The following is an 18,326-nucleotide window of genomic DNA, read 5'->3' on the forward strand; positions in this document are numbered from 1 at the left end:
GCCCGCAGTGCCGGCCGCCGATGAGAGTAACGTCAACGAGTCAATCGGCCGCGTCGCTCCCGACGCTTTGCTGCCCGCTATCACGCAGTCCGTCAGGCTCCAGGGCTGATGCCAGAATGCCGCTCAACCACAGGATGAACGCCTGCACCCGGGGAGCCAGCTGGCGGCGATGGGCATAGAGGGCGTGAATGGGCAGCGGCGGCGCCTGCCACTTTGGCAGGATGGCCACCAGCTCGCCGCTGGCCAGCAGTGGCTCCACCCCGACTCGCGGCAGCTGGATAATGCCAAGCCCGGCCAGCGCCGCCGCCAGATAGGATTCGCTGTCGTTCACCGTGAGCGCCCCGCTCATCGCCAGCACGGCGCGAGAGCCATCCCCCTGCAGGTACTCGAAACCGCTCTCCCTGAGCCCGCTGCCGCCACCGTAGTGCACCAGCCGATGGTCGCTCAGCTCGCTCAGATTGCGCGGTGTTCCATGGCGGGCCAGGTAGGCCGCGCTGGCACAGTTGATCTGGCGGTAGTGGCCGAGGGGGCGCGCCACCAGGCTGGAGGGCTCGAGTGCCCCGACCCGGATCACGCAGTCAAAGCCCTCCCGCACCAGATCAACCCGCCGGTCCGTGCTGCTCAGCAGCAGTTGCAGGTCGGGGTGGGCCGCAAGCCAGGCGGGCAGCGCCGGGATCACCAGATGGCGGGCCATCCGGCTCGGCATGTCCACCCGCAGCTGGCCGCTCAGCTGCCCCTGCTGGCGAAACAGCGCGTTGAACTCCTCCATGTCCGCCAGCAGATCCTGGCAGCGGGCGTAACAGAGCTTGCCATCCGGGGTCAGCTGCACCCGCCGGGTGGTGCGTTGCAGCAAGCGGGTGCCCATCTGCTCCTCCAGCCGCCGAATGGTCGCCGAGAGCGTCGCCTTGGGGACTCCTAGCTGTTCGGCACTGCGGGTAAAGCTCTCCAGCTCCGCCACCCGCACAAACATTCTCATCGCATCCAGTTGATCCATGCCGCCATTGTCTCGCCAATTGGAACAGTGCATTCATTATCGCCGTATTTATCCAATCAACAATGGACAATAGAGTGATCACACCGGCTCATCCCGAGCGCATTACCCACAGACAGGAGTCCTCACATGGCCCACCCCATCGCACTCATCACCGGCGCCAGCCGCGGCCTTGGCAAACAGGCGGCGCTGGCCCTCGCCGCTCGCGGCGTCGACCTCATCATCACCTATCGCAGTCAGGCCGATGAAGCGGCGGCCGTGGTGGCCGAGGCGACCGCACTCGGCGTCAGGGCCCACGCCTTGCCCCTCGATGTTGCCGACAGCAGCAGCTTTGCCACCTTCGCCCGCCAGGTACAGGAGTTGCTGAGCACATGGCAGCGCCAGCAGATCGATTTTCTGGTCAACAACGCCGGCATCGGCATTCACGCCACCATAGAGCAGACCACCGAACAGCAGTTCGATACCCTGTTCAACATTCACCTGAAGGGGGTGTTCTTTCTGACGCAGCAGCTGCTGCCGCTGATCCGCGATGGCGGGCGCATCCTCAACCTGTCGAGCGGGCTCACCCGCTTTGCGCTGCCCGGTTATGCCGCCTATGCGGCCATGAAGGGGGGTGTCGAAGTGCTGACCCGCTATTTGGCCAAGGAGTTGGGGCCGCGCGGCATCGCCGTCAACGTGGTGGCACCGGGGGCCATCGAGACCGACTTTGGTGGGGGTGTGGTGCGGGACAATCAGGCCGTCAACGACTTCATCGCCAGTCAAACCGCCCTGGGACGGGTGGGCCAGCCGGAAGACATAGGTGGCGTGATTGCCGCCCTGCTCTCCCCTGACAGCCGCTGGATCAATGCCCAGCGCATCGAGGCCTCGGGCGGCATGTTCCTCTAGACCTGCCTGCGCAGAGGATAAGCCCCTGCCAACGGAGACAGCCCGTCAGTGGCTTGAACTGATTTCAGGAGCTTGCCCGCAGGCGGCACACAGCGCCTGCGGCAGATGGGCGGCCAGGGTCGCAACCACTTCCACATCGACCCGGCTCTGGCTGGCCAGTTGCTGCAAAAAGCCGAGCGCCTGCCCGGCGCTCAACCCCTCCCGGTAGGGTCGGTTCTGCACCATGGCCTGGAAGATGTCGGCCACCCGCAGGATCTTCGCCTCCAGCGGCATCGCTTCGGCGGTCAGGTGGAAAGGGTAACCGCAACCATTGGGCTCTTCATGGTGATAGGAGGCCCACAGGGCGATCGCCTCGAAGCCGTCGATATGGCGCAGGATCTGGTAGGTCTCGAAACTGTGGGTATTGATGATGGCCCGCTCCCGCTCATCGAGTGACCCCGCCTTGTCGAGGATCTCGTCAGGCACCCGCAGCTTGCCGAGATCGTGCAGCAGCCCGGCAATCTCCAGCTGCTCGCAGTGCCCCTCTTCAATGCCCATCAGCTCGGCCAACAGCCGGGCCAGTCTGGCCACGCCGAGGGAGTGGGCCACGGTGAAGGGACTCTTGGCATCGACGATGGCCGAGAAGATCCGCGCCAGCTGCTTGAGCTCGCCGTTGCTGGTGAGACAGGGTTCCCGCTCGCTCAGCATGTCGTGCATGTAGTCGCTGATGGCGCGCCCCTCCAGTTGCAGCCAGAACGCCTCCGAGCGGGATGCCAAGAGGAAGGCCGCCACCAGCTCGGGATCGAAAAACTCGCCGGCGCACGCCTCGATCCGTTGCCGGATCTCGTGGGTGTGCATCAACAGGGAGCCGTCGCCGTAATGAGGTGCCGCCAGGGCATCCACCCGGTCTACCAGAAAAATGAGATTGGCCTGGCGCATCACGCCCGCCGCCAGTCCAGGGGTTTGTACCAACCGGTGCCAGTGGGTGTGGTGATAACGGATGGGTTCCGCCAGGGGCGCCAGCGGCGGAAAGTCCTTGAGCAGGTCATGACCGACCTCGCAGTGGAACTGGGAGGACTCCCAGTCAAACTCGCTGACCAGATGACAATGAATAAAGGTGGAGGAGACGCCGATGTCGTGCAGCACCCCCAGCTCGAACAGGCAGGCTCGCTCGCTGGCATTTGCTCCCAGCGCCTTGCCGCACTCAGCAGCCATGATGCCGACCCGCTTGCCGTGTGCCACATCACCGATGCCGACCAGATCCAGCGACGCCGACAAGGCGTATACCACCTGGCGCAGATCAACCTGCTGGGAAACGTGCTCACCGCTGCGGGTGTATGGGGTGTTGCTGTTCATGATGCGTGTCCACCTCTGCCAACGTGAAACATCCCGTGTCTGGGGCCGGGTAAACACCTTGAATTTAAATCAGAATATGAACTCTGGTGGTAGCTTCACCCAGATACCCCTCATCTAATTGACAAAAAGATGAGTTGGATCAATTTGGCAAGGCACGTGCCGGTTGTGTAATAGATGTGAAGAAAATGAGGCCTTGTGGTTACCTGAAACCATCATCAATAGTCATTCGGAAATGGTCTATGGTTAGAGCGAAACGGCCTCAACAGGCTGGATATCAATAAGTTGCCCATAAGGAACCCACCATGAAAGCGCTAACCTTACCCCTGTTTTACCTCTTGTCTTTACTCTTCTGCGGCCAGGCCTACAGTGCCGATGAAGTCATCCTCAGCGTCGCCGCCAAGGGTTGCTGCAACAACGCCGGCAAGATGGAGTACAGCCGCGCCCAGCTGCAGGCGCTGCCGCAAGCCAGCGTCACCACTACCACTCCCTGGACCAAGGGCTCCCATGTCTATCGCGGCGTCTTGCTCAAGACGCTGCTCGATACCCTCGGCGTCACTGCCGACAAGATAAAAGTGATGGCCCAGAACGACTACTTCGCGGTGATCCCGCGGCAAGATGTCGAGAAATACCCTGTGCTGCTGGCCATCGAGGAAGATGGCAAGGCTCTGACCCTGCGCAACAAGGGCCCAGTCTGGGTCATCTACCCCCTGTCGGACCACCCCGAGCTCAATATCGAGCAATATCACAGCCTGATGGTGTGGCAAGTGCTCAAGCTTGAAGGGATGTAATGATGATCAAGGGCAAGTTCCTCTCCCTTGCCTTTATCATGGTCTCCTTTCTGGGGGTGACCATCTAGTCACTCTTCAATTACGATCGCACCTTCAACGACATGGTCAAATACAACCAGCTCTCCGCCTGGTCTCTGGCCCAGCTGGAGCTGGAGCTGCACGGTTTTGACGAGCAGCTGTCGCTGTATCGCAGCGGTCAGACCGATGCCGGGCAGTTGAACAAGGCCTATGACATCGCCTGGAACCGGCTGGACATTTTCCTGACCGGACAGGAGACCGCCCTTATTCGTTCCCGCTACCAGGCCAGCGAGAGAGTCGGCGCCTTCTTTGAGGTGCTCAAGGAGTATGAGCAGGACGTGGTCAACCCCACCCCCGATTCAGCCCGGCTGGCCGAGATGGAAACTAGGCTAAGCAAGCTGTTGCCTTCCATCCGGGATCTGATGGTGATGAACTTCACCGGCCCCTCCGCCATCAAGCAGCGTCAGGAGCTGCAGCAGTCCAAGGAAGGGCATGTACTGGTGCTGGTCGTCCTGCTGGCCATCGGCCTGCTCATCCTGTTCGTGGTCTCCCGGGAGATGAAGCTGCAATACTTCCTGGCCTGGAACGACCCACTGACCCTGCTGCCCAACCGGGCCGCCTTCATGACCCGGCTGGAGCGGCTGGCCAAGAGCAAGCAGCCCGACGACTGTACCCTGACCATCTGCCTGGTCGAGTTGAACAATTTCAAGGAGGTCAACGACAGCCTGGGCTATGCCGCCGGGGATGAACTGCTCACCATGGTGGCCAACCAGATCAGAGAGTATGCCCATGAGCAGGCCTTCATCGCCCGCATGGGCGGCGATGAATTTGCCCTCTTCATCTATGGCGCCATGCCCATCGAGCACCGTGTTCCCTACCTTGTCCGGCTGCTGGATGAATTGAGGCCCACCGTCTTTCAGGCCGATCCGGCGCACCGGGTGCGCGTCAGCATGGGGATAAGCCAGCACCCCATCACGGCCCACAAGATCGAGGAGCTGATCCTGTTCGCCGACATTGCCCTCGCCAATGCCAAAAAGCTCAAGGAAAACCACCTGCAAGTGTTCAACCACCGGATGTTCGAGCACTACAGTCGCAACCGGAAATTGGCTGCCGAGCTGCGTGAACATCTGAATATCATCTCCAACAGCACCCTCTATCTGCACTATCAGCCGGTGATAAAACCGGGCAATGCCTACAACATGGGAGCCGAGGTGCTGATCCGCTGGCATCACCCCGAATACGGCTTCATCAACCCGCTGGACATCATCGCCATGGCGGAGGAGAACGGCCTCGGCGAGCTGCTCGGCAAATGGATCTTCAGCCGGGTCAACCACGACATGTCGCAGCTGCCGGCCAGCTTCGTGGACAAGCTGGAGCTGGCCATCAACCTCTCCAACTCCATGTTCACCCCGGCCCTGTTCCACCAGGTGAACGAGATGCTGCAACAGAGCCCGCTGCGCGCCGAACAGCTCATTCTGGAGCTGACCGAGACCATCGCCCTCGACGATCTGCCGCTCAGCCAGCGCATCTTCAAGGAGCTCAAACACATCCACGTGCGCATCGCACTGGATGATTTCGGCACCGGCTGGTCCTCCTTCTCCTATCTGATGTCTCTGAGCTTTGACAAGCTCAAGATTGACAAGTCCTTCGTCAGCAACATCGAGACCGACCCGCGGCAATTCATGTTCGTCGAGTCCATCACCAAGCTATCCCATCAGCTGGGGCTGGTGGTGGTGGCCGAGGGGGTGGAGAGCCTGCATGAACTGCAGCAGCTGGCCCATATTGGGGTGGACGAGATCCAGGGCTACTACTACTCCAAGCCGCTCTCCCCTGCCGAATTTTTCATCTATGCCATGACCCATCTGGCCCATAGCGCCGAGGAGAGCGTGGACGTCAGCTATCACTGACCTCACATCCCATTGCAGTCCACCCCCTCTTTCGTCTCACCGTCTCGTTCCCACCAAAAACAACAGGCCCCGCCGGTGGGCGGAGCCTGTCAAAGTACTGCTGCTCAGTTTGTCTAGAGCGTTTTGCCGCCCGAGCTTATTACCGTCTGGTACCAGTAGAAGCTGTCCTTCTTGAGCCGACGCAGGGAGCCGCCCTGCTCATCACGCTCCACAAAGACGAAGCCGTAGCGCTTCTGGTAGCCGTTGAGCCAGCTCAGGATGTCGGTGAACGACCAGGCACAATAGCCCAGCAGCTCCACTCCGTCCTGCAGCGCCTCCTGGCACGCCTTGACGTGGCTGCGCAAATAGTCGATGCGGTAGTCGTCGTGCACCCGATCTCCTTCTGCCAGCTTGTCGAACTCGCCGAGGCCGTTCTCGGTGATCATCAGCGGCAGACCGTAGCGAGAGGAGAGCCGGCGCAGGGCGATGCGCATCCCGGTCGGGTCGATGGCCCAGTCCCAGTTGCTGGTCTCTAGGTGCGGGTTGGGGGCCGTCTTGTAGAGGCCGGGAATGCCGCTCGAGGGAGTGGTACCCTTCTGCCCTGTGGTGTTGATGCGCTGCAGGGTCTGGCCGCCGAGCGGGTTGTCGGTGAAGGTCAGCGTGTAGTAGTAGTTGACCCCGATGTAGTCGGGCGTCCCTTCCCGCAGCAGCTCGAGATCGCCCGGCAGGATATCCGGCGCTTCTCCGGTCTCCCGCAGGTAGGCAAGCGCCGCCTGCGGATAACGGCCAAAGCAGTAGGCATCCAGCCACCAGAGGTTGGTGAACTCCTCGGCGTTTTCAAACGCCAGCATATCTTTGGGATCGCACGACGCCGGATAGGCGGGCGAGTAGGCAAAGCTTGGGCCGATCAGCCCCCCCGGCACGTGCTGGCGGAACGCCTTGATGACCCGGGCGTTGGCCAGGAACGCGATGTGGTTGGCAGCAAAGAAGCGCTTGCGGTCCTGCACTGCGGGCGGGTGCGTGCCGAGCTGATAGGCGTTGGTCAGGTTGTAGTTCTGCTCGTTGAGCGACACCCAGTACTTCACCTTGCCGGCAAAACGTTGATACAGGGTCACGCAGTAGCGCTCGAAATCCTCGATGATGCGTCTGTCTTCCCAACCACCGTACTCATCCTGTAGCGCCTGGGGCAAGTCCCAGTGATAGAGGGTGAGTACCGGCTCTATCTGGTGAGCCAGCAGGGTATCGATGAGTTTCTCGTAGAAGGCCAGCCCCGCCTCGTTTACCTCGCCGCGGCCGGTCGGGTAGATACGCGGCCAGCTCACCGAGAAGCGGTAGGCCTTGAGCCCCATTTCCGCCATCAGCGCCACGTCCTCCTCCATGCGGTGATAGTGATCCACCGCCACGTCGCCGTTGCTGCCCTCAAAGGTCTTGCCCGGCAGCTTGGTGAACAGATCCCACACCGAGGGGCCCTTGCCATCGGCGTTCCAGGCCCCTTCCACCTGGTAGGCGGCGGAGGCGGCGCCCCATAGAAAATCGGCGGGGAAGTCGTTGAACTTGTGGTGATGCATCTGGGGTTGCTCCTTCTGCGGCGGTGGCACCGGCCACCTTTATCGCGCCGACTGGCGGCGCCCAATGGAATTGGCATAAGCATCGAACAGTTATAAAATTCCGTCCAATGACAAATCAAACCATTCAACATTCCAAACAGGAATCATAGGGGCCGGGATGGAGTTACGGGATCTGAAAGCCTTCGTCACCCTGGGAGAAGTGCTGCACTTCGGTCAGGCAGCGGTGCGCCAGCACGTCACCCAGTCGGCCCTGAGCAAGCAAATACGGCGGCTGGAAGAGGAGCTGGGCGGCGAGCTGTTCGAGCGCAATGCCAGCAGTACCCGCCTCACCGTGCTGGGGCGGGCCCTTTACCAGGATGCCAGCGCCTTGGTGGCGGCCAGCGAGCAGCTCGGGCGCACCGCCCGTGACGTGCTGGCGGGCAACAGCGGCACCCTGCGCATCGGCTTTGGGGTTGCTACCAAGATCCTGGTGCCCGCCGCCATCGCCCGTTTTCGCACCGAACGCCCGCAGGTCACCATAGAGCTCAACGATCTCTCCACTCACCACCAGTTGCTGGCCCTGAGCGAGGGCAAGCTGGATCTGGGTTTTTGCCGCCTGCCCGCCCCCAAGGGGTGGCACTGTCTGCCGGTGGTGCGGGCGCACTTTGTCGCCGTGCTGCCGGCCAGCTACGCCGGCGTGAGCGAACTGGCGGATCTGGTGGACAAGCCGCTGGCTATCTTGCGCCGGGACAAGGCCCCCTCGTTTTATGATCACCTGATGAACTATCTGGCCCAGAGCGGGCTGCGCTTTCGCGATATCCAGTACGTCAACGACTTCGCCGCCGGCGTCGCCACCGCAGCCGCCGACATCGCCTGGACCCTGGTGCCCTCCTCCACCACCATAGAGCACCCTGATGTGCTGACCCTGCCGCTGCATGATACCGAAGCGAGCTGGATCATCGGCCTCATCCGCCCGCCCCACAGCAAGGGCCCGCTCATCGACGCCTTCTGGCAGATTGTCGCCGACCTGAGTGAGCCAGCTCCCGCGCTGCAAACGGGGCCTTCTCCAGAGCAGCCATGAGCCTGCTCGGCGCCTCTCTCTTCCCCCCTGGCAGGCGGCCGCTTGGTGATAGCGCTGACATCCCTTTGCCGATCAAGTGATTATGGTGAAGAAGGGGGGTGGATAGTGATAGCTTTTCGGCAGTTGGCTCCATTAGAATCAATCGTTTTACGATCACTCACCCTCATCGCGGATGCCACACTGCCATGCTGCTTCACCGGTTATTGAAAATTGATCTGCGTCGTCTGATCCTGGCGCTGGCCGTCGTCGGCGTCATGGCGACCCTGAGCAACAGTTTCTATGCCACCTACGAGGCGCAACGGGAGCTGTTGATCTCCAATACCCTGGATGCCAACCGCGTCTACGCCGCCAAGCTGGCCGACATGACCAATACCATGATCCAGTCCAGCCAGAGCCAGCTGGCCTACAGCGCCACCCTGCTCGCCCCTGCCATGGCCGATGACGATGTCCTGCTGGGTGAAGTCCGACGCTTGCAACAGCAGACCGCGACGTTCAACTCGGTGGCCGTGGTCAATGCCGACGCCGTGGTGGTGAGCGTCTATCCGGATACCCTCAAGATCAAGGGCGCCAAGCTCACCTCCGCCGGTTCCAGAGCCGCCATCACGACCCGGCGGCCGGTGATCACGGATCCCTTTATCTCGCTCTCCGGCAACTATCTCATCAGCCTCTCCAGCCCCATCTTCGACAAGGAGAAGAATTATCTCGGCTATGTGGCGGGCACCATCTATCTCCAGTCACCCAATCTGCTCTCCGGCATGCTGGGCCAGCACTACTACCAGGATGGCTCCTCCCTCTATGTGGTCGATCGCAACAGAACCCGCATCTATCACCCGGACCGTGCCAGGGTCGGTGAAAAAATCCGTGACAACGGGGTGGTCGATCGGGTGTTGAACGGCGAAGAGGGGGCGCTCGAGCTGACCGATGAGACAGGCACCGAGATGCTGGCCGGCTTTGCCCCCATCCGCCAGACCCACTGGGGAGTGGTGGCGCAGCGTCCCCGCGCCGCCACCCTGACCGGGCTGGATCAGCAGATGATGCGGGTGCTGCTCAAGATCATTCCCATCAACCTGCTGATCCTGCTGTTCATCTGGATTTCCGCCATCTTCATCTCCAGGCCGCTGTGGCAGCTGGCACACAAGGCCAAGCTGATGGATCAGCAGGAGTCGCTCAAGAACATCGCCAGGATCCGGGCCTGGTACTTCGAGGCGGCGCAGCTCAAGCAGGCCATGCTCAAGGGGCTGGGGCTGCTCAATACCCGGATCACCCAGCTGCACAATGACAGCCATACCGACGCCATGACCGGTCTGTTCAACCGCCGGGGCATGCAGCAGGTGCTCGACAGCTATCAGGCGCTGAGCCAACCCCTCGCCGTGATTGCACTGGATATCGACCATTTCAAGCAGATCAATGACGGTTTCGGCCATGATGTCGGGGATCAGGTGCTGGCCACCCTCGCCACCTTGATGCAGCAAGGCGCCAGGCAGGCCGATGCCGTGTGCCGCAGCGGCGGTGAAGAGTTTCTGATCTTGCTGCCCGGGCTGTCGCTCCCTCTCGCCTTCGAGATCGCCGAGCGGCTGCGCCAGCGGGTTGCCGCGCACCCCATGCCCGGCGCCGGCCACATCACCATCTCGCTCGGGGTCGCCCATTGGCCAGGCAGCGATGACGATCTCAACGCCGTCCTGAAGCAGGCCGACCAGGCACTTTATGAAGCCAAGCGACGGGGACGCAATCGTACCGTGCAGGCCGGTCGTGACCAGCAGATCCCATCTGATGGCGCCCTGCCACCGCCCGAAGATGCCCCCGAACGCGTGCAGCACGGCTAGACAACGTCAGCTGGGCAACCAGGTGTACAGATCCGGGTTCATGGGCGTCTGCTGCGGCAAGCGGCTTGATGCGACAGGCGGTTCGCCGTCAGCCAGCACATGGCCCGACTCGATGGCTCATTGACCCGATCAGACGTCGAGCCTGCGCTGAGTCAGCCACTCCACCATGGCCGGATCGCGGTGCGAGAAGAAGGCGCTGACCGCCATATCGAGCGCCGCTATCTGTACCATCTCCTCATGACTGAGTTCAAAGTCGAAGATAGCGAGATTCTCCTCCATCCGTTCCTTGCGCACAGACTTGGCCAGCGCCGCTATGCCCCGCTGGTACAGCCAGCGCAGCACTACCTGCCCCACACTTTTCCCGTGTCTCGCCCCGATGGCGGTCAGCTGCGGATGCTGGAACAGTCCGTTTCTGCCCTCTGCAAAAGGAGCCCACGCCTGCGGCTGTATGTGTCTGCTCTGCATCCAAGGCACGGCATGCAGCTGCTGATTGAAGGGGTTCACCTCTATCTGGTTGATGGCAGGCGCCACCTTGTTGAATGCCATGAGATCCGCCAGCCGGTCCGGGTGGAAGTTGCTGACGCCAATCGCCCGGATCTTGCCGGCTTGCTGCAACTCCGCCATCGCCCGCCAGGCGCCGTGGACATCCCCGTAAGGCTGGTGGATGAGATAAAGATCCACATAATCGAGCTGCAGGCGGTTCAAGGAGCGCTCGAATTGCGCCTTGGCCCCCTCATAGTTGGCATCCTGCAACCAGAGTTTGGTGGTGATGAACAGCTCGCCGCGCTCGATGCCACTCAACCTTATCCCGTTGCCGACCTGGGTTTCATTTTGATAGGAGGCGGCGGTATCGATCAGCCGGTAACCTGCATCGATGGCCTCGATGACGGCACGTTCGCACTCTGCCGCCGCCATCTGGAAGACTCCAAAACCCTGCAGGGGCATCTCGATGTCATTGTTCAGCTTTACTGCTTGCATGATCTGCTCCTAGTTGTTTGTCATTGGCATGTCATGAACCGCCACCATGCCAGATCCAGTCAGCCTGGCTGCGGGTAACCGCGTCTTGATGACCTTCAAGATGGCAACGCCGCTCAATCCCGCCACCAGATTGTGAAACCGGCCCGCCCGATACTGAGCGGAATCCTGGTGTTCGGGCAGCCCCGATTGCACTACAGACGAGATGATACCGGCCATCGCGGCTCCTGTGAGTCATAACAACAGAACGGCCCCGGCCAACCGGGGCGACGCGAACCAGCGTCTCGACACGCGGCAGTGGCCGGGCTCGCTTTCCAGCAGGGAGCCTCAGCGCCCCACCAGTTTTCCCAGGTGCGCCGGGTAGCGCCCCCCTTCCAGCTCGATGCCTGCCACGGCGGCGTCAATATCGGCCAGCTCGCGGCTGCCGAGCCTGATGGCAGCCGCCCCCAGGTTCTCTTCCAGCCGGTGCAGCTTGGTGGTGCCCGGAATGGGCACGATCCAGGACCGCTGGGCCAGCAACCAGGCAAGCGCAATCTGGGCTGGCGTCACCCCCTTGCTGGCGGCCAGATCCCCCAGCACCTCCACCAGGCGCAGGTTGGCCGCGCGGGCGCCTTCGGCAAAGCGCGGCACTATGCTGCGAAAATCGTTCGCCTCGAACCGGGTATCAGCCTTGATGGCTCCCGTCAGAAAGCCTTTACCGAGCGGGCTGAACGGCACAAAACCTATCCCCAGCTCGTCAAGCAGCGGCAGGATCCCCTGCTCCGGCTCCCGCCACCAGAGGGAGTATTCGCTCTGCAGCGCCGCTACTGACTGCACCTTGTGGGCACGGCGGATGGAATCGACGCCGGCCTCGGACAGGCCGAAGTGACGCACCTTGCCCTCCTGAATAAGATCGCGCACCGTCCCTGCGACGTCTTCCATCGGCACATCGGGATCGACGCGGTGCTGGTAGAAGAGATCGATGACGTCGGTGTTGAGGCGGCGCAGCGATGCTTCCGCCACGGCGCGGATATTCTCCGGCCGACTGTCCAGCCCATCAGGCACCTTGCCATTTTTGAAGCCGAACTTGGTGGCGATCACCACCTTGTCGCGAAACGGGGCCAGCGCCTCTCCCAGCAACAACTCGTTGTCGCCCGGGCCATAGGCCTCGGCGGTATCGAAGAAGGTGACCCCGAGCTCAAAGGCACGCCGGATCAGGGCGATCGCCTCTGCCTTGTCGGTCGCGGGGCCATAGCCAAAGCTCAAGCCCATGCAACCCAGACCGATGGCGGACACCGTCAGCCCGCTGTTACCCAATTGACGTGTTTGCATGTTTGCTCCTGTTCTCACAATGCAGCCGGAACTGCCCTGATAACCATGGATGCTCAGCCTCTTGTCTCAACCCAACCGGGGGGAGACAAACGTTAAAGGCTGGCACGTTGGATGGACGAACTATAGAGATGGGATAAACATCGAACTAGACGGTAAATAGCGGAATCAGTTACAACCAAATGATGTAAATCCATGAGCAAGACCATGATCAACGAATTGCGATCCATCACCACCTTCGTCCACACGGCCGAGCTGGGCAGTCTCAGCAAGGCGGCCGAGGCTCAGCAGATCTCCCCTCAGGCCGCCAGCAAGGCGCTCGGCCAGCTGGAAGCGTATCTGGGGGTGCGTCTGTTTCATCGCACCACCCGCAGCATGTCGCTGACCGAAGAGGGTCAGCGGTTTCTGGAGGCGTCGCAGCCTGCCCTGCTCGGCCTGCAACAGGCTCTGACGGCTGCGCGCCAGACCCGTGAGGAGTTCGCCGGTCCGCTGCGGATCGTGGGCCCGCGTTCCGTGGTGCAGACCATCATAGGGCCGGTGCTGGAGGAGTACTGCCGGCGCTATCCTGATGTGCAACCGGATATCCAGCTCGATGACAGGGTCGGCAACTGGGTGGAGGAGCGGGTCGATGTGAGGTTGCGCATCGGCATCTCTCCTCAGGAGGGGCTGATCGCGCGCCGCCTGTTCCCCATGCAGCTCATCATCTGCGCCGCCCCCGCTTATCTGCGCAAATATGGCGTGCCCCTCACCCTGCATGATCTCGGCCTGCACCGCTGCAGTGCCTTTCGCCACGCGGGCAACGGTCGCCTGGTGCCCTGGCATGTCAAGATAGGGGACGAACCGCAGGAACATCCGGTACGCCCGGCACTCTCCACCAACGACGAGATGGTGGAGCTGGGGGCCGTGCTGGCTGGCGACGTCATCGGCCAGCTGGCCGGGCCAACGGCAGCGGCGCATATCCGCGCCGGCCGCCTGGTGCCCCTGCTGCTCGAGCACATGACCCAGATGCACGGCCTGTTTCTCTACTATGGCAGTCGCGCCGCCCAGCCCGCCAGGGTACGCCACTTCATCGATCTGGCGATAGCCTGCCTCACGGACAAGCGCGACTATGTGCTCGACATGGATGAACTGGCGCAGGCCCATTTGGCCGGCACGGGGTCACTGCAACCGACATAACGTCCCAAATAAGCGCTCGGGGTTGCTGATTGCTGGGTGCGTTCCGGGCTTGGGCGTTGGTGCACGGCAAGCACTTCTCTTTCGAAAAAGGGTCGTAGCGGGGTGAGAATAAAGAGGATGAAATGGCAATAGAGCCCACGGAAAGTGACTGAAGGGAAAATGCTCGCGTAAGGTGCCGGCCCTGAAGATCAAGGGGAAGTTTGCACCAGACTCCAGGCACCTTGCGGTCGTACCTGATAAGTTGCTGCAGAGGGTCGGAGATCCGAGATTAAGAGGCCTGACTCATCCACATAAAGTGGATTACCAAGAGGTCTGAAGGGGGTAATTAGCTGTAACTTATTGATGTCGTCTAAACCATAAGTTGACATAACACACAACCAGAGATCAATGACTTATGAAAGACTGATAACCCATAAGTTGACATAAAAATTACCCATAAGATGACATAAAATGGCATCAGCCTCTGCTCCCACCCCTAGAGAGAAGTAATTTTACGACACCACCTTAGCGCCTCTGTAGTGATTGAATAACATACAAATTGGGAGACCAATTATCTGCCATAGAGGCTGGAATTGTCTAGCTCAGCCTTATGGCTGGTTTTTTAGTCAAAAGGAAGCGGTTCTGTATAGACATTTCTTCGCTAATGATTATCCGATAGTTTCATATATGGATAGATTATTAGTAAACCACCCAGGCGACCTGGGTGGTTTGTATCACTAGGTTCAGACAAGAAGTTATTGGCTTTTCGTTATCATAGCTTAATCACTATTGCTATCGGCGTGCACAACCCCAAACGACTTAAATCTTATGAATTTTGAACCAAATTGTTCTTCAGGAACCTTGAGCTTTATAAGTTCATAAAAATTTTCGTCATGTGTAGAAAGTATTATTTGTCGATCAAATTTCACAGAGATATTTCTTAGTAAGTCGATGACTGAAAGGACATTAATCGAGTCCATTGAATGAATTGGATCATCAATTAGTATCGCCCTTACTGGATCGCTATCGTGCTCAATGTGCAGAGCTTTCGCAAGGAAAATACTAAGACTAAGTATATTTAATTGTGCAGAACTAAAGTATAGAGCCGGAGATATTGGCTGACTAAACTCATCTTCATAAAGATATATCTCTAGCCTAGGCTTATCTTCAATTGGAAAAATACATTCAAATCTTACAGTTTTGAAAAATGGATGTGGATCAATTTTTCTATAGATAGATGTGATTAAGTCTGTGTAAAAGAAGTTGTCGATGCGCTCCTTGAGCTTAAGCTCAATTTTCTTCAGTTCCCGACTCAGTGAAATAGATAGGTTTTCGATCTGGTTTTTTGTGTCTCTATGCGAGTCAATTTTAGCCCTCAATTCTCTATATTTAAAGAATGGCAGGACATCTTTTATTTGGGCTTGGACGATGTTGGTGAGCATCAAAGATGCTGAAGCTGTAGAGGTTTTCTTGTCAAGGTCAGTTTTTTTTAGCTGCAACTCATTAAGTAATGATTCGGTTGGTGCGCTGAAGTCATTAACAAGAGGGATAAGAAACGCTTCTATTCGCGTCGTCGCATCTTCAATGTGGCGTAATTCTTCAGTCAGTGACACCAGTTTCTCAAGAAGTGGGGGCTCGGATGAATATTCACCTGGTTGGGATAGTGTATTTTGGAGTTTTGTGATGGATTCAGATGTTGCAGTTATTTCTCTATGTAGGCTGATTTTTCTTTCAGTTAGCTCATCGAATATTGGCGAAAAAAGTTCCAGAACATCTCCCTCTGGAAGTATATATTTTGTTTTAAGGGTTTTGTATAATATGTATATGTCACTCTGTTCGATTACCTCTAATTTGGCGAGAATTTCAGCCCTGTTTGAGGCTATTTTTCCAGCCGCATCATTGGCTGATTTGATTGAAGTGATTAGCTCTTCAAGGCTGTTGTCGATCTTGACTATGTCCGCTTTGACACTCGATATGGCATCGCCGATAAATTTGATGTAGTCGTCTTTGTTAAGGTTTCGAACCCCTGCCCTAAGTCTATGTATATCATCAGTTTTTACTGCCAGATCATGTTTCACGTCTGCCAGTTCACGATCTAAACGTGCGACTTCAGATTCCACATTTGATAGCCGCTCGTTGATCTTCGCGATCGCAGCTGTTTTCAGAGAAGTCAGGTAGCTGTGCCCGCGGTCTAGAAAATCATCTATCTGAACAATTCTTTTCTCAAGGTCTGCTCTGCTCATTAGAAGCGAGTGGAGTGCGGCTTCGATGCTTCCATTCGATTGGATTTTCTCCAAAAGAGCTGTATGAGATTCATACTGTGCGTTGCACACCGGGCACGCATCAGACAGAGTTTTGGATAAAAGAGTTTTTGCCATGCTTATTAGGGAGAACAGATCCGCGGATTGGCCGCTTAAGTCTTTGGCATTTACATCTAATGTTTGGATTCGCTCTTGTATGTCATTCCTTAGCTCTAAGTTCTGATGATAATTCATCACGAATTCGGGGTCTGGCTTAAGCAGCGCTTGAGCATCCTCTGAAATTATTGATTTCCCGACGGCGAGGTTGGTGTACTTTGACAGTTCGTCTTGTAATGATTTTTTAAGAGCATGCGCTGTTGTAGTCCACCTCTCTGATTCGGTGATCTTGGAATTGAGGGCATGGATGAGTTTGTCTCGTGCATCAATTTCGACAAACTGAGCTTCGACTTTGGACAAATCGTCAAGCAGGGAAGCCATTTGTGTATCATTGTTGATCCGTTCACGTCGCAAAGACTCTATGGTCTGGGTGCTTGCACTATTAGATATAGTTATGTTGGCGAGCTCTTTGTCGATTGCAGATATCTTTTGATTATGGTTGGTAATATCTTTAACTATATTATTAAGCTGTTGCTGATTGGATAGTATCAGGGAGATTATCTGAGCCTCATCAACAGTGCTTCTAAGCCGCTGCTCTAAATTATTTTTGGTATCTATCGCCTTAAATAGAGAGTTAATGTCATCTCGGTTTGAATTTATTTTGGCAAGATCAACCTTAAGCTTGGCACTGTGTTCTCGATATTGGGTAAGGTGAGATAGATTGCCTATGCAGTAGTCAATCGCTTGCCTCCGCTGACCTAAAGACTCTAGCTCAGTATTTAATTCAATTACGCGTTTCGAGAGCATTGACAGTAGTTCTGTTTGCTCCAGCTCTGAGAATGCATTCCCGATTTTAGGAAAGCTACCGCCATTGAGATTTATCTCGCCTATAGTCTGGTTTACTTCATCTACGCTGAATTCCAAGGTGGGTTCGCGTAAATTTTCTTCGAGAGAGGATATTATATCACTGAGCTGTTTTAGCTCACGGCTACAGGACTTAATCGAAGTGAATAGGCTGCTGCGATACTTTTCGTCGTTCCCTCCAAAGGCCCCCATGAAACGATCATAGCGTTGCTCTGGTCGCTCTTCTTTTAAGAAGGCATCGATAGCATCTTGAGATAAAAAAATGTCTGTTAAATGTTTCGTCGTTTTGTCTGTTCGCGCTGTGTCATAGGTGTAGTCGCGCTGTCCCGCGGCGGGACGCCTGACCTGACGATAAAAGTCTTTTTTTCCGGTTGTGCATACCTTTACGTACGATGGAGCCCCCTCATCAATATACCTATTTTTGAGTATCCTTTGAGATGACTCGCTCGTGTTTAGGTATAGTGATGCTGAATCATTGTTTATACGCTGGCTGTCTCTGATATAGCGACTGATATTGTTTGTTATTGCCCATTCCACGGCGTCGTAAAAGGAGCTTTTCCCAAAACCATTAGGTGCATATATTGAAATAAAATTGGACACCTTGCCGTCTGAGTTTGTAAAATCGAATGCCCCATCGCCGTCCTCAGCGTATGCGCGAAAACCTACGATATCCACGGATTTAAATTTCATTGTCAGAAATCCACTTTGCTAAATGAAGAACGTTTTCCGAAGAAAGGATTGGGTTTGACCTTTTGTCGGATATCAATTGGTTCAGTTTTTTGTGCAACTGGGTTAGGTCCGCATCATCTGTTGGAGGGGCATATGAGAATATATGGCTAAGTTTTAAGTCGGCACCTAGAATTTCATTGTTTAAATGTGCTTCAGGGTCGAATTTGCTTGTGGCCTCTGAAACTACAAGCTTCCTCATGGAGAATTTATCGTTTTCGATCTCGTATTTTGTGGTTTTGGCAATGCTGGATGGGGTTATGAATGCGAGATAAATATTCCATGCATCAAATTTATTGTCCAGTTTGCTTTGGTAATCATAGGCGATGACGCTGGCTACTTTTTTCCATAATAACAGAAGGTCGGCTTCATCTTTTACCCAACAAACAAAACAGCTTATGTAATCATCTGGTTCTGAACGATACAGTGAGAATACCGCGCGGGGGAATTGTTTTGATAGAAACTCAATGCTTTGAGTGGATTTAGATATATGCATTGTAGAGTCCTTTTACTAGGGAAGGTGCGAACAAGTCCCTGATATGAGATCATGTTTGTCATCTGGAGCCATGGAACAGGGTTCATCATGA

The 18,326-nt window shown here is 56.9% G+C and carries 13 protein-coding genes and 1 pseudogene; 6 read left to right on the forward strand and 8 right to left on the reverse strand.

What is annotated here, in order from left to right; translation table 11 throughout:
* Positions 1-40: 40 nt before the first annotated feature.
* Positions 41-994, reverse strand: coding sequence for a LysR family transcriptional regulator (locus tag PG881_RS11575; RefSeq protein ID WP_333563423.1), 954 nt, complete (start codon positions 992-994; stop codon positions 41-43).
* Between the two features lie 126 nt (positions 995-1,120).
* On the opposite strand from PG881_RS11575, the gene PG881_RS11580 reads away from it, so the two are divergent.
* On the forward strand, positions 1,121-1,876 hold the full coding sequence (locus tag PG881_RS11580; RefSeq protein ID WP_270800120.1) for an SDR family NAD(P)-dependent oxidoreductase: 756 nt from the start codon (positions 1,121-1,123) through the stop codon (positions 1,874-1,876).
* A gap of 45 nt (positions 1,877-1,921) precedes the next feature.
* On the opposite strand, the gene PG881_RS11585 is transcribed toward PG881_RS11580, so the two are convergent.
* Positions 1,922-3,211: an HD-GYP domain-containing protein gene (locus PG881_RS11585; protein WP_270800122.1), complete on the reverse strand. Its 1,290-nt coding sequence runs from the start codon at positions 3,209-3,211 to the stop codon at positions 1,922-1,924.
* A 302-nt stretch (positions 3,212-3,513) separates the two neighbouring features.
* Between PG881_RS11585 and PG881_RS11590 the strand changes: the two genes are divergently transcribed.
* Together PG881_RS11590 and PG881_RS11595 are read left to right on the forward strand one after the other, a co-directional pair.
* Positions 3,514-3,999 carry a molybdopterin-dependent oxidoreductase gene (locus PG881_RS11590; RefSeq protein ID WP_158197367.1) on the forward strand — a complete coding sequence of 162 codons (486 nt, stop codon included), beginning with the start codon at positions 3,514-3,516 and terminating at the stop codon, positions 3,997-3,999.
* Positions 3,999-5,924: pseudogene (locus PG881_RS11595) on the forward strand (putative bifunctional diguanylate cyclase/phosphodiesterase). Before PG881_RS11590 ends, PG881_RS11595 begins: the two are co-directional and overlap by 1 nt.
* Positions 5,925-6,037: 113 nt before the next feature.
* Here the strand turns inward: PG881_RS11595 and PG881_RS11600 are convergent.
* Positions 6,038-7,471 (reverse strand): glycoside hydrolase family 1 protein, encoded by a 1,434-nt coding sequence (locus tag PG881_RS11600; RefSeq protein ID WP_029300729.1) that lies wholly within the window; start codon positions 7,469-7,471, stop codon positions 6,038-6,040.
* A 157-nt stretch (positions 7,472-7,628) separates the two neighbouring features.
* Between PG881_RS11600 and PG881_RS11605 the strand changes: the two genes are divergently transcribed.
* Positions 7,629-8,531 (forward strand): LysR family transcriptional regulator, encoded by a 903-nt coding sequence (locus tag PG881_RS11605; RefSeq protein ID WP_270800128.1) that lies wholly within the window; start codon positions 7,629-7,631, stop codon positions 8,529-8,531.
* A 185-nt stretch (positions 8,532-8,716) separates the two neighbouring features.
* A complete protein-coding gene (locus tag PG881_RS11610) occupies positions 8,717-10,354 on the forward strand; it encodes a sensor domain-containing diguanylate cyclase (RefSeq protein WP_270800130.1) in 1,638 nt (545 codons plus the stop codon).
* Positions 10,355-10,483: 129 nt separating this feature from the next.
* Here PG881_RS11610 and PG881_RS11615 read toward each other — a convergent pair whose 3' ends face one another.
* The 3 genes from PG881_RS11615 to PG881_RS11625 all read right to left on the reverse strand — a co-directional run bounded on the left by PG881_RS11615 (position 10,484) and on the right by PG881_RS11625 (position 12,640).
* A complete protein-coding gene (locus PG881_RS11615) occupies positions 10,484-11,332 on the reverse strand; it encodes an aldo/keto reductase (protein ID WP_016350870.1) in 849 nt (282 codons plus the stop codon).
* A gap of 9 nt (positions 11,333-11,341) precedes the next feature.
* Positions 11,342-11,548, reverse strand: a complete 207-nt coding sequence (locus PG881_RS11620) for a hypothetical protein (protein ID WP_270800132.1) — start codon at positions 11,546-11,548, stop codon at positions 11,342-11,344.
* A 108-nt stretch (positions 11,549-11,656) separates the two neighbouring features.
* Positions 11,657-12,640, reverse strand: a complete 984-nt coding sequence (locus PG881_RS11625) for an aldo/keto reductase (protein WP_041218643.1) — start codon at positions 12,638-12,640, stop codon at positions 11,657-11,659.
* A gap of 192 nt (positions 12,641-12,832) precedes the next feature.
* Between PG881_RS11625 and PG881_RS11630 the strand changes: the two genes are divergently transcribed.
* Complete coding sequence (locus PG881_RS11630; RefSeq protein WP_270800133.1) at positions 12,833-13,813, forward strand: LysR family transcriptional regulator; 981 nt, start codon at positions 12,833-12,835, stop codon at positions 13,811-13,813.
* A 758-nt stretch (positions 13,814-14,571) separates the two neighbouring features.
* Here PG881_RS11630 and PG881_RS11635 read toward each other — a convergent pair.
* A complete protein-coding gene (locus PG881_RS11635; RefSeq protein WP_113995292.1) occupies positions 14,572-17,703 on the reverse strand; it encodes an AAA family ATPase in 3,132 nt (1,043 codons plus the stop codon).
* Complete coding sequence (locus PG881_RS11640) at positions 17,693-18,235, reverse strand: ABC-three component system middle component 1 (protein WP_133295837.1); 543 nt, start codon at positions 18,233-18,235, stop codon at positions 17,693-17,695. Before PG881_RS11640 ends, PG881_RS11635 begins: the two co-directional genes overlap by 11 nt.
* Positions 18,236-18,326 lie beyond the last annotated feature (91 nt).

The organism is Aeromonas sp. QDB54 (assembly GCF_027707385.1).
Classification (GTDB): domain Bacteria; phylum Pseudomonadota; class Gammaproteobacteria; order Enterobacterales; family Aeromonadaceae; genus Aeromonas; species Aeromonas hydrophila.

Excerpts from the sequence above, each read along its gene's own strand:
- PG881_RS11575 (WP_333563423.1), bottom strand. The coding sequence starts at position 994 with ATGGATCAACTGGATGCGATGAGAATGTTTGTGCGGGTGGCGGAGCTG.
- PG881_RS11580 (WP_270800120.1), top strand. The coding sequence starts at position 1,121 with ATGGCCCACCCCATCGCACTCATCACCGGCGCCAGCCGCGGCCTTGGC.
- PG881_RS11585 (WP_270800122.1), bottom strand. The coding sequence starts at position 3,211 with ATGAACAGCAACACCCCATACACCCGCAGCGGTGAGCACGTTTCCCAG.
- PG881_RS11590 (WP_158197367.1), top strand. The coding sequence starts at position 3,514 with ATGAAAGCGCTAACCTTACCCCTGTTTTACCTCTTGTCTTTACTCTTC.
- PG881_RS11600 (WP_029300729.1), bottom strand. The coding sequence starts at position 7,471 with ATGCATCACCACAAGTTCAACGACTTCCCCGCCGATTTTCTATGGGGC.
- PG881_RS11605 (WP_270800128.1), top strand. The coding sequence starts at position 7,629 with ATGGAGTTACGGGATCTGAAAGCCTTCGTCACCCTGGGAGAAGTGCTG.
- PG881_RS11610 (WP_270800130.1), top strand. The coding sequence starts at position 8,717 with ATGCTGCTTCACCGGTTATTGAAAATTGATCTGCGTCGTCTGATCCTG.
- PG881_RS11615 (WP_016350870.1), bottom strand. The coding sequence starts at position 11,332 with ATGCAAGCAGTAAAGCTGAACAATGACATCGAGATGCCCCTGCAGGGT.
- PG881_RS11620 (WP_270800132.1), bottom strand. The coding sequence starts at position 11,548 with ATGGCCGGTATCATCTCGTCTGTAGTGCAATCGGGGCTGCCCGAACAC.
- PG881_RS11625 (WP_041218643.1), bottom strand. The coding sequence starts at position 12,640 with ATGCAAACACGTCAATTGGGTAACAGCGGGCTGACGGTGTCCGCCATC.
- PG881_RS11630 (WP_270800133.1), top strand. The coding sequence starts at position 12,833 with ATGAGCAAGACCATGATCAACGAATTGCGATCCATCACCACCTTCGTC.
- PG881_RS11635 (WP_113995292.1), bottom strand. The coding sequence starts at position 17,703 with ATGAAATTTAAATCCGTGGATATCGTAGGTTTTCGCGCATACGCTGAG.
- PG881_RS11640 (WP_133295837.1), bottom strand. The coding sequence starts at position 18,235 with ATGCATATATCTAAATCCACTCAAAGCATTGAGTTTCTATCAAAACAA.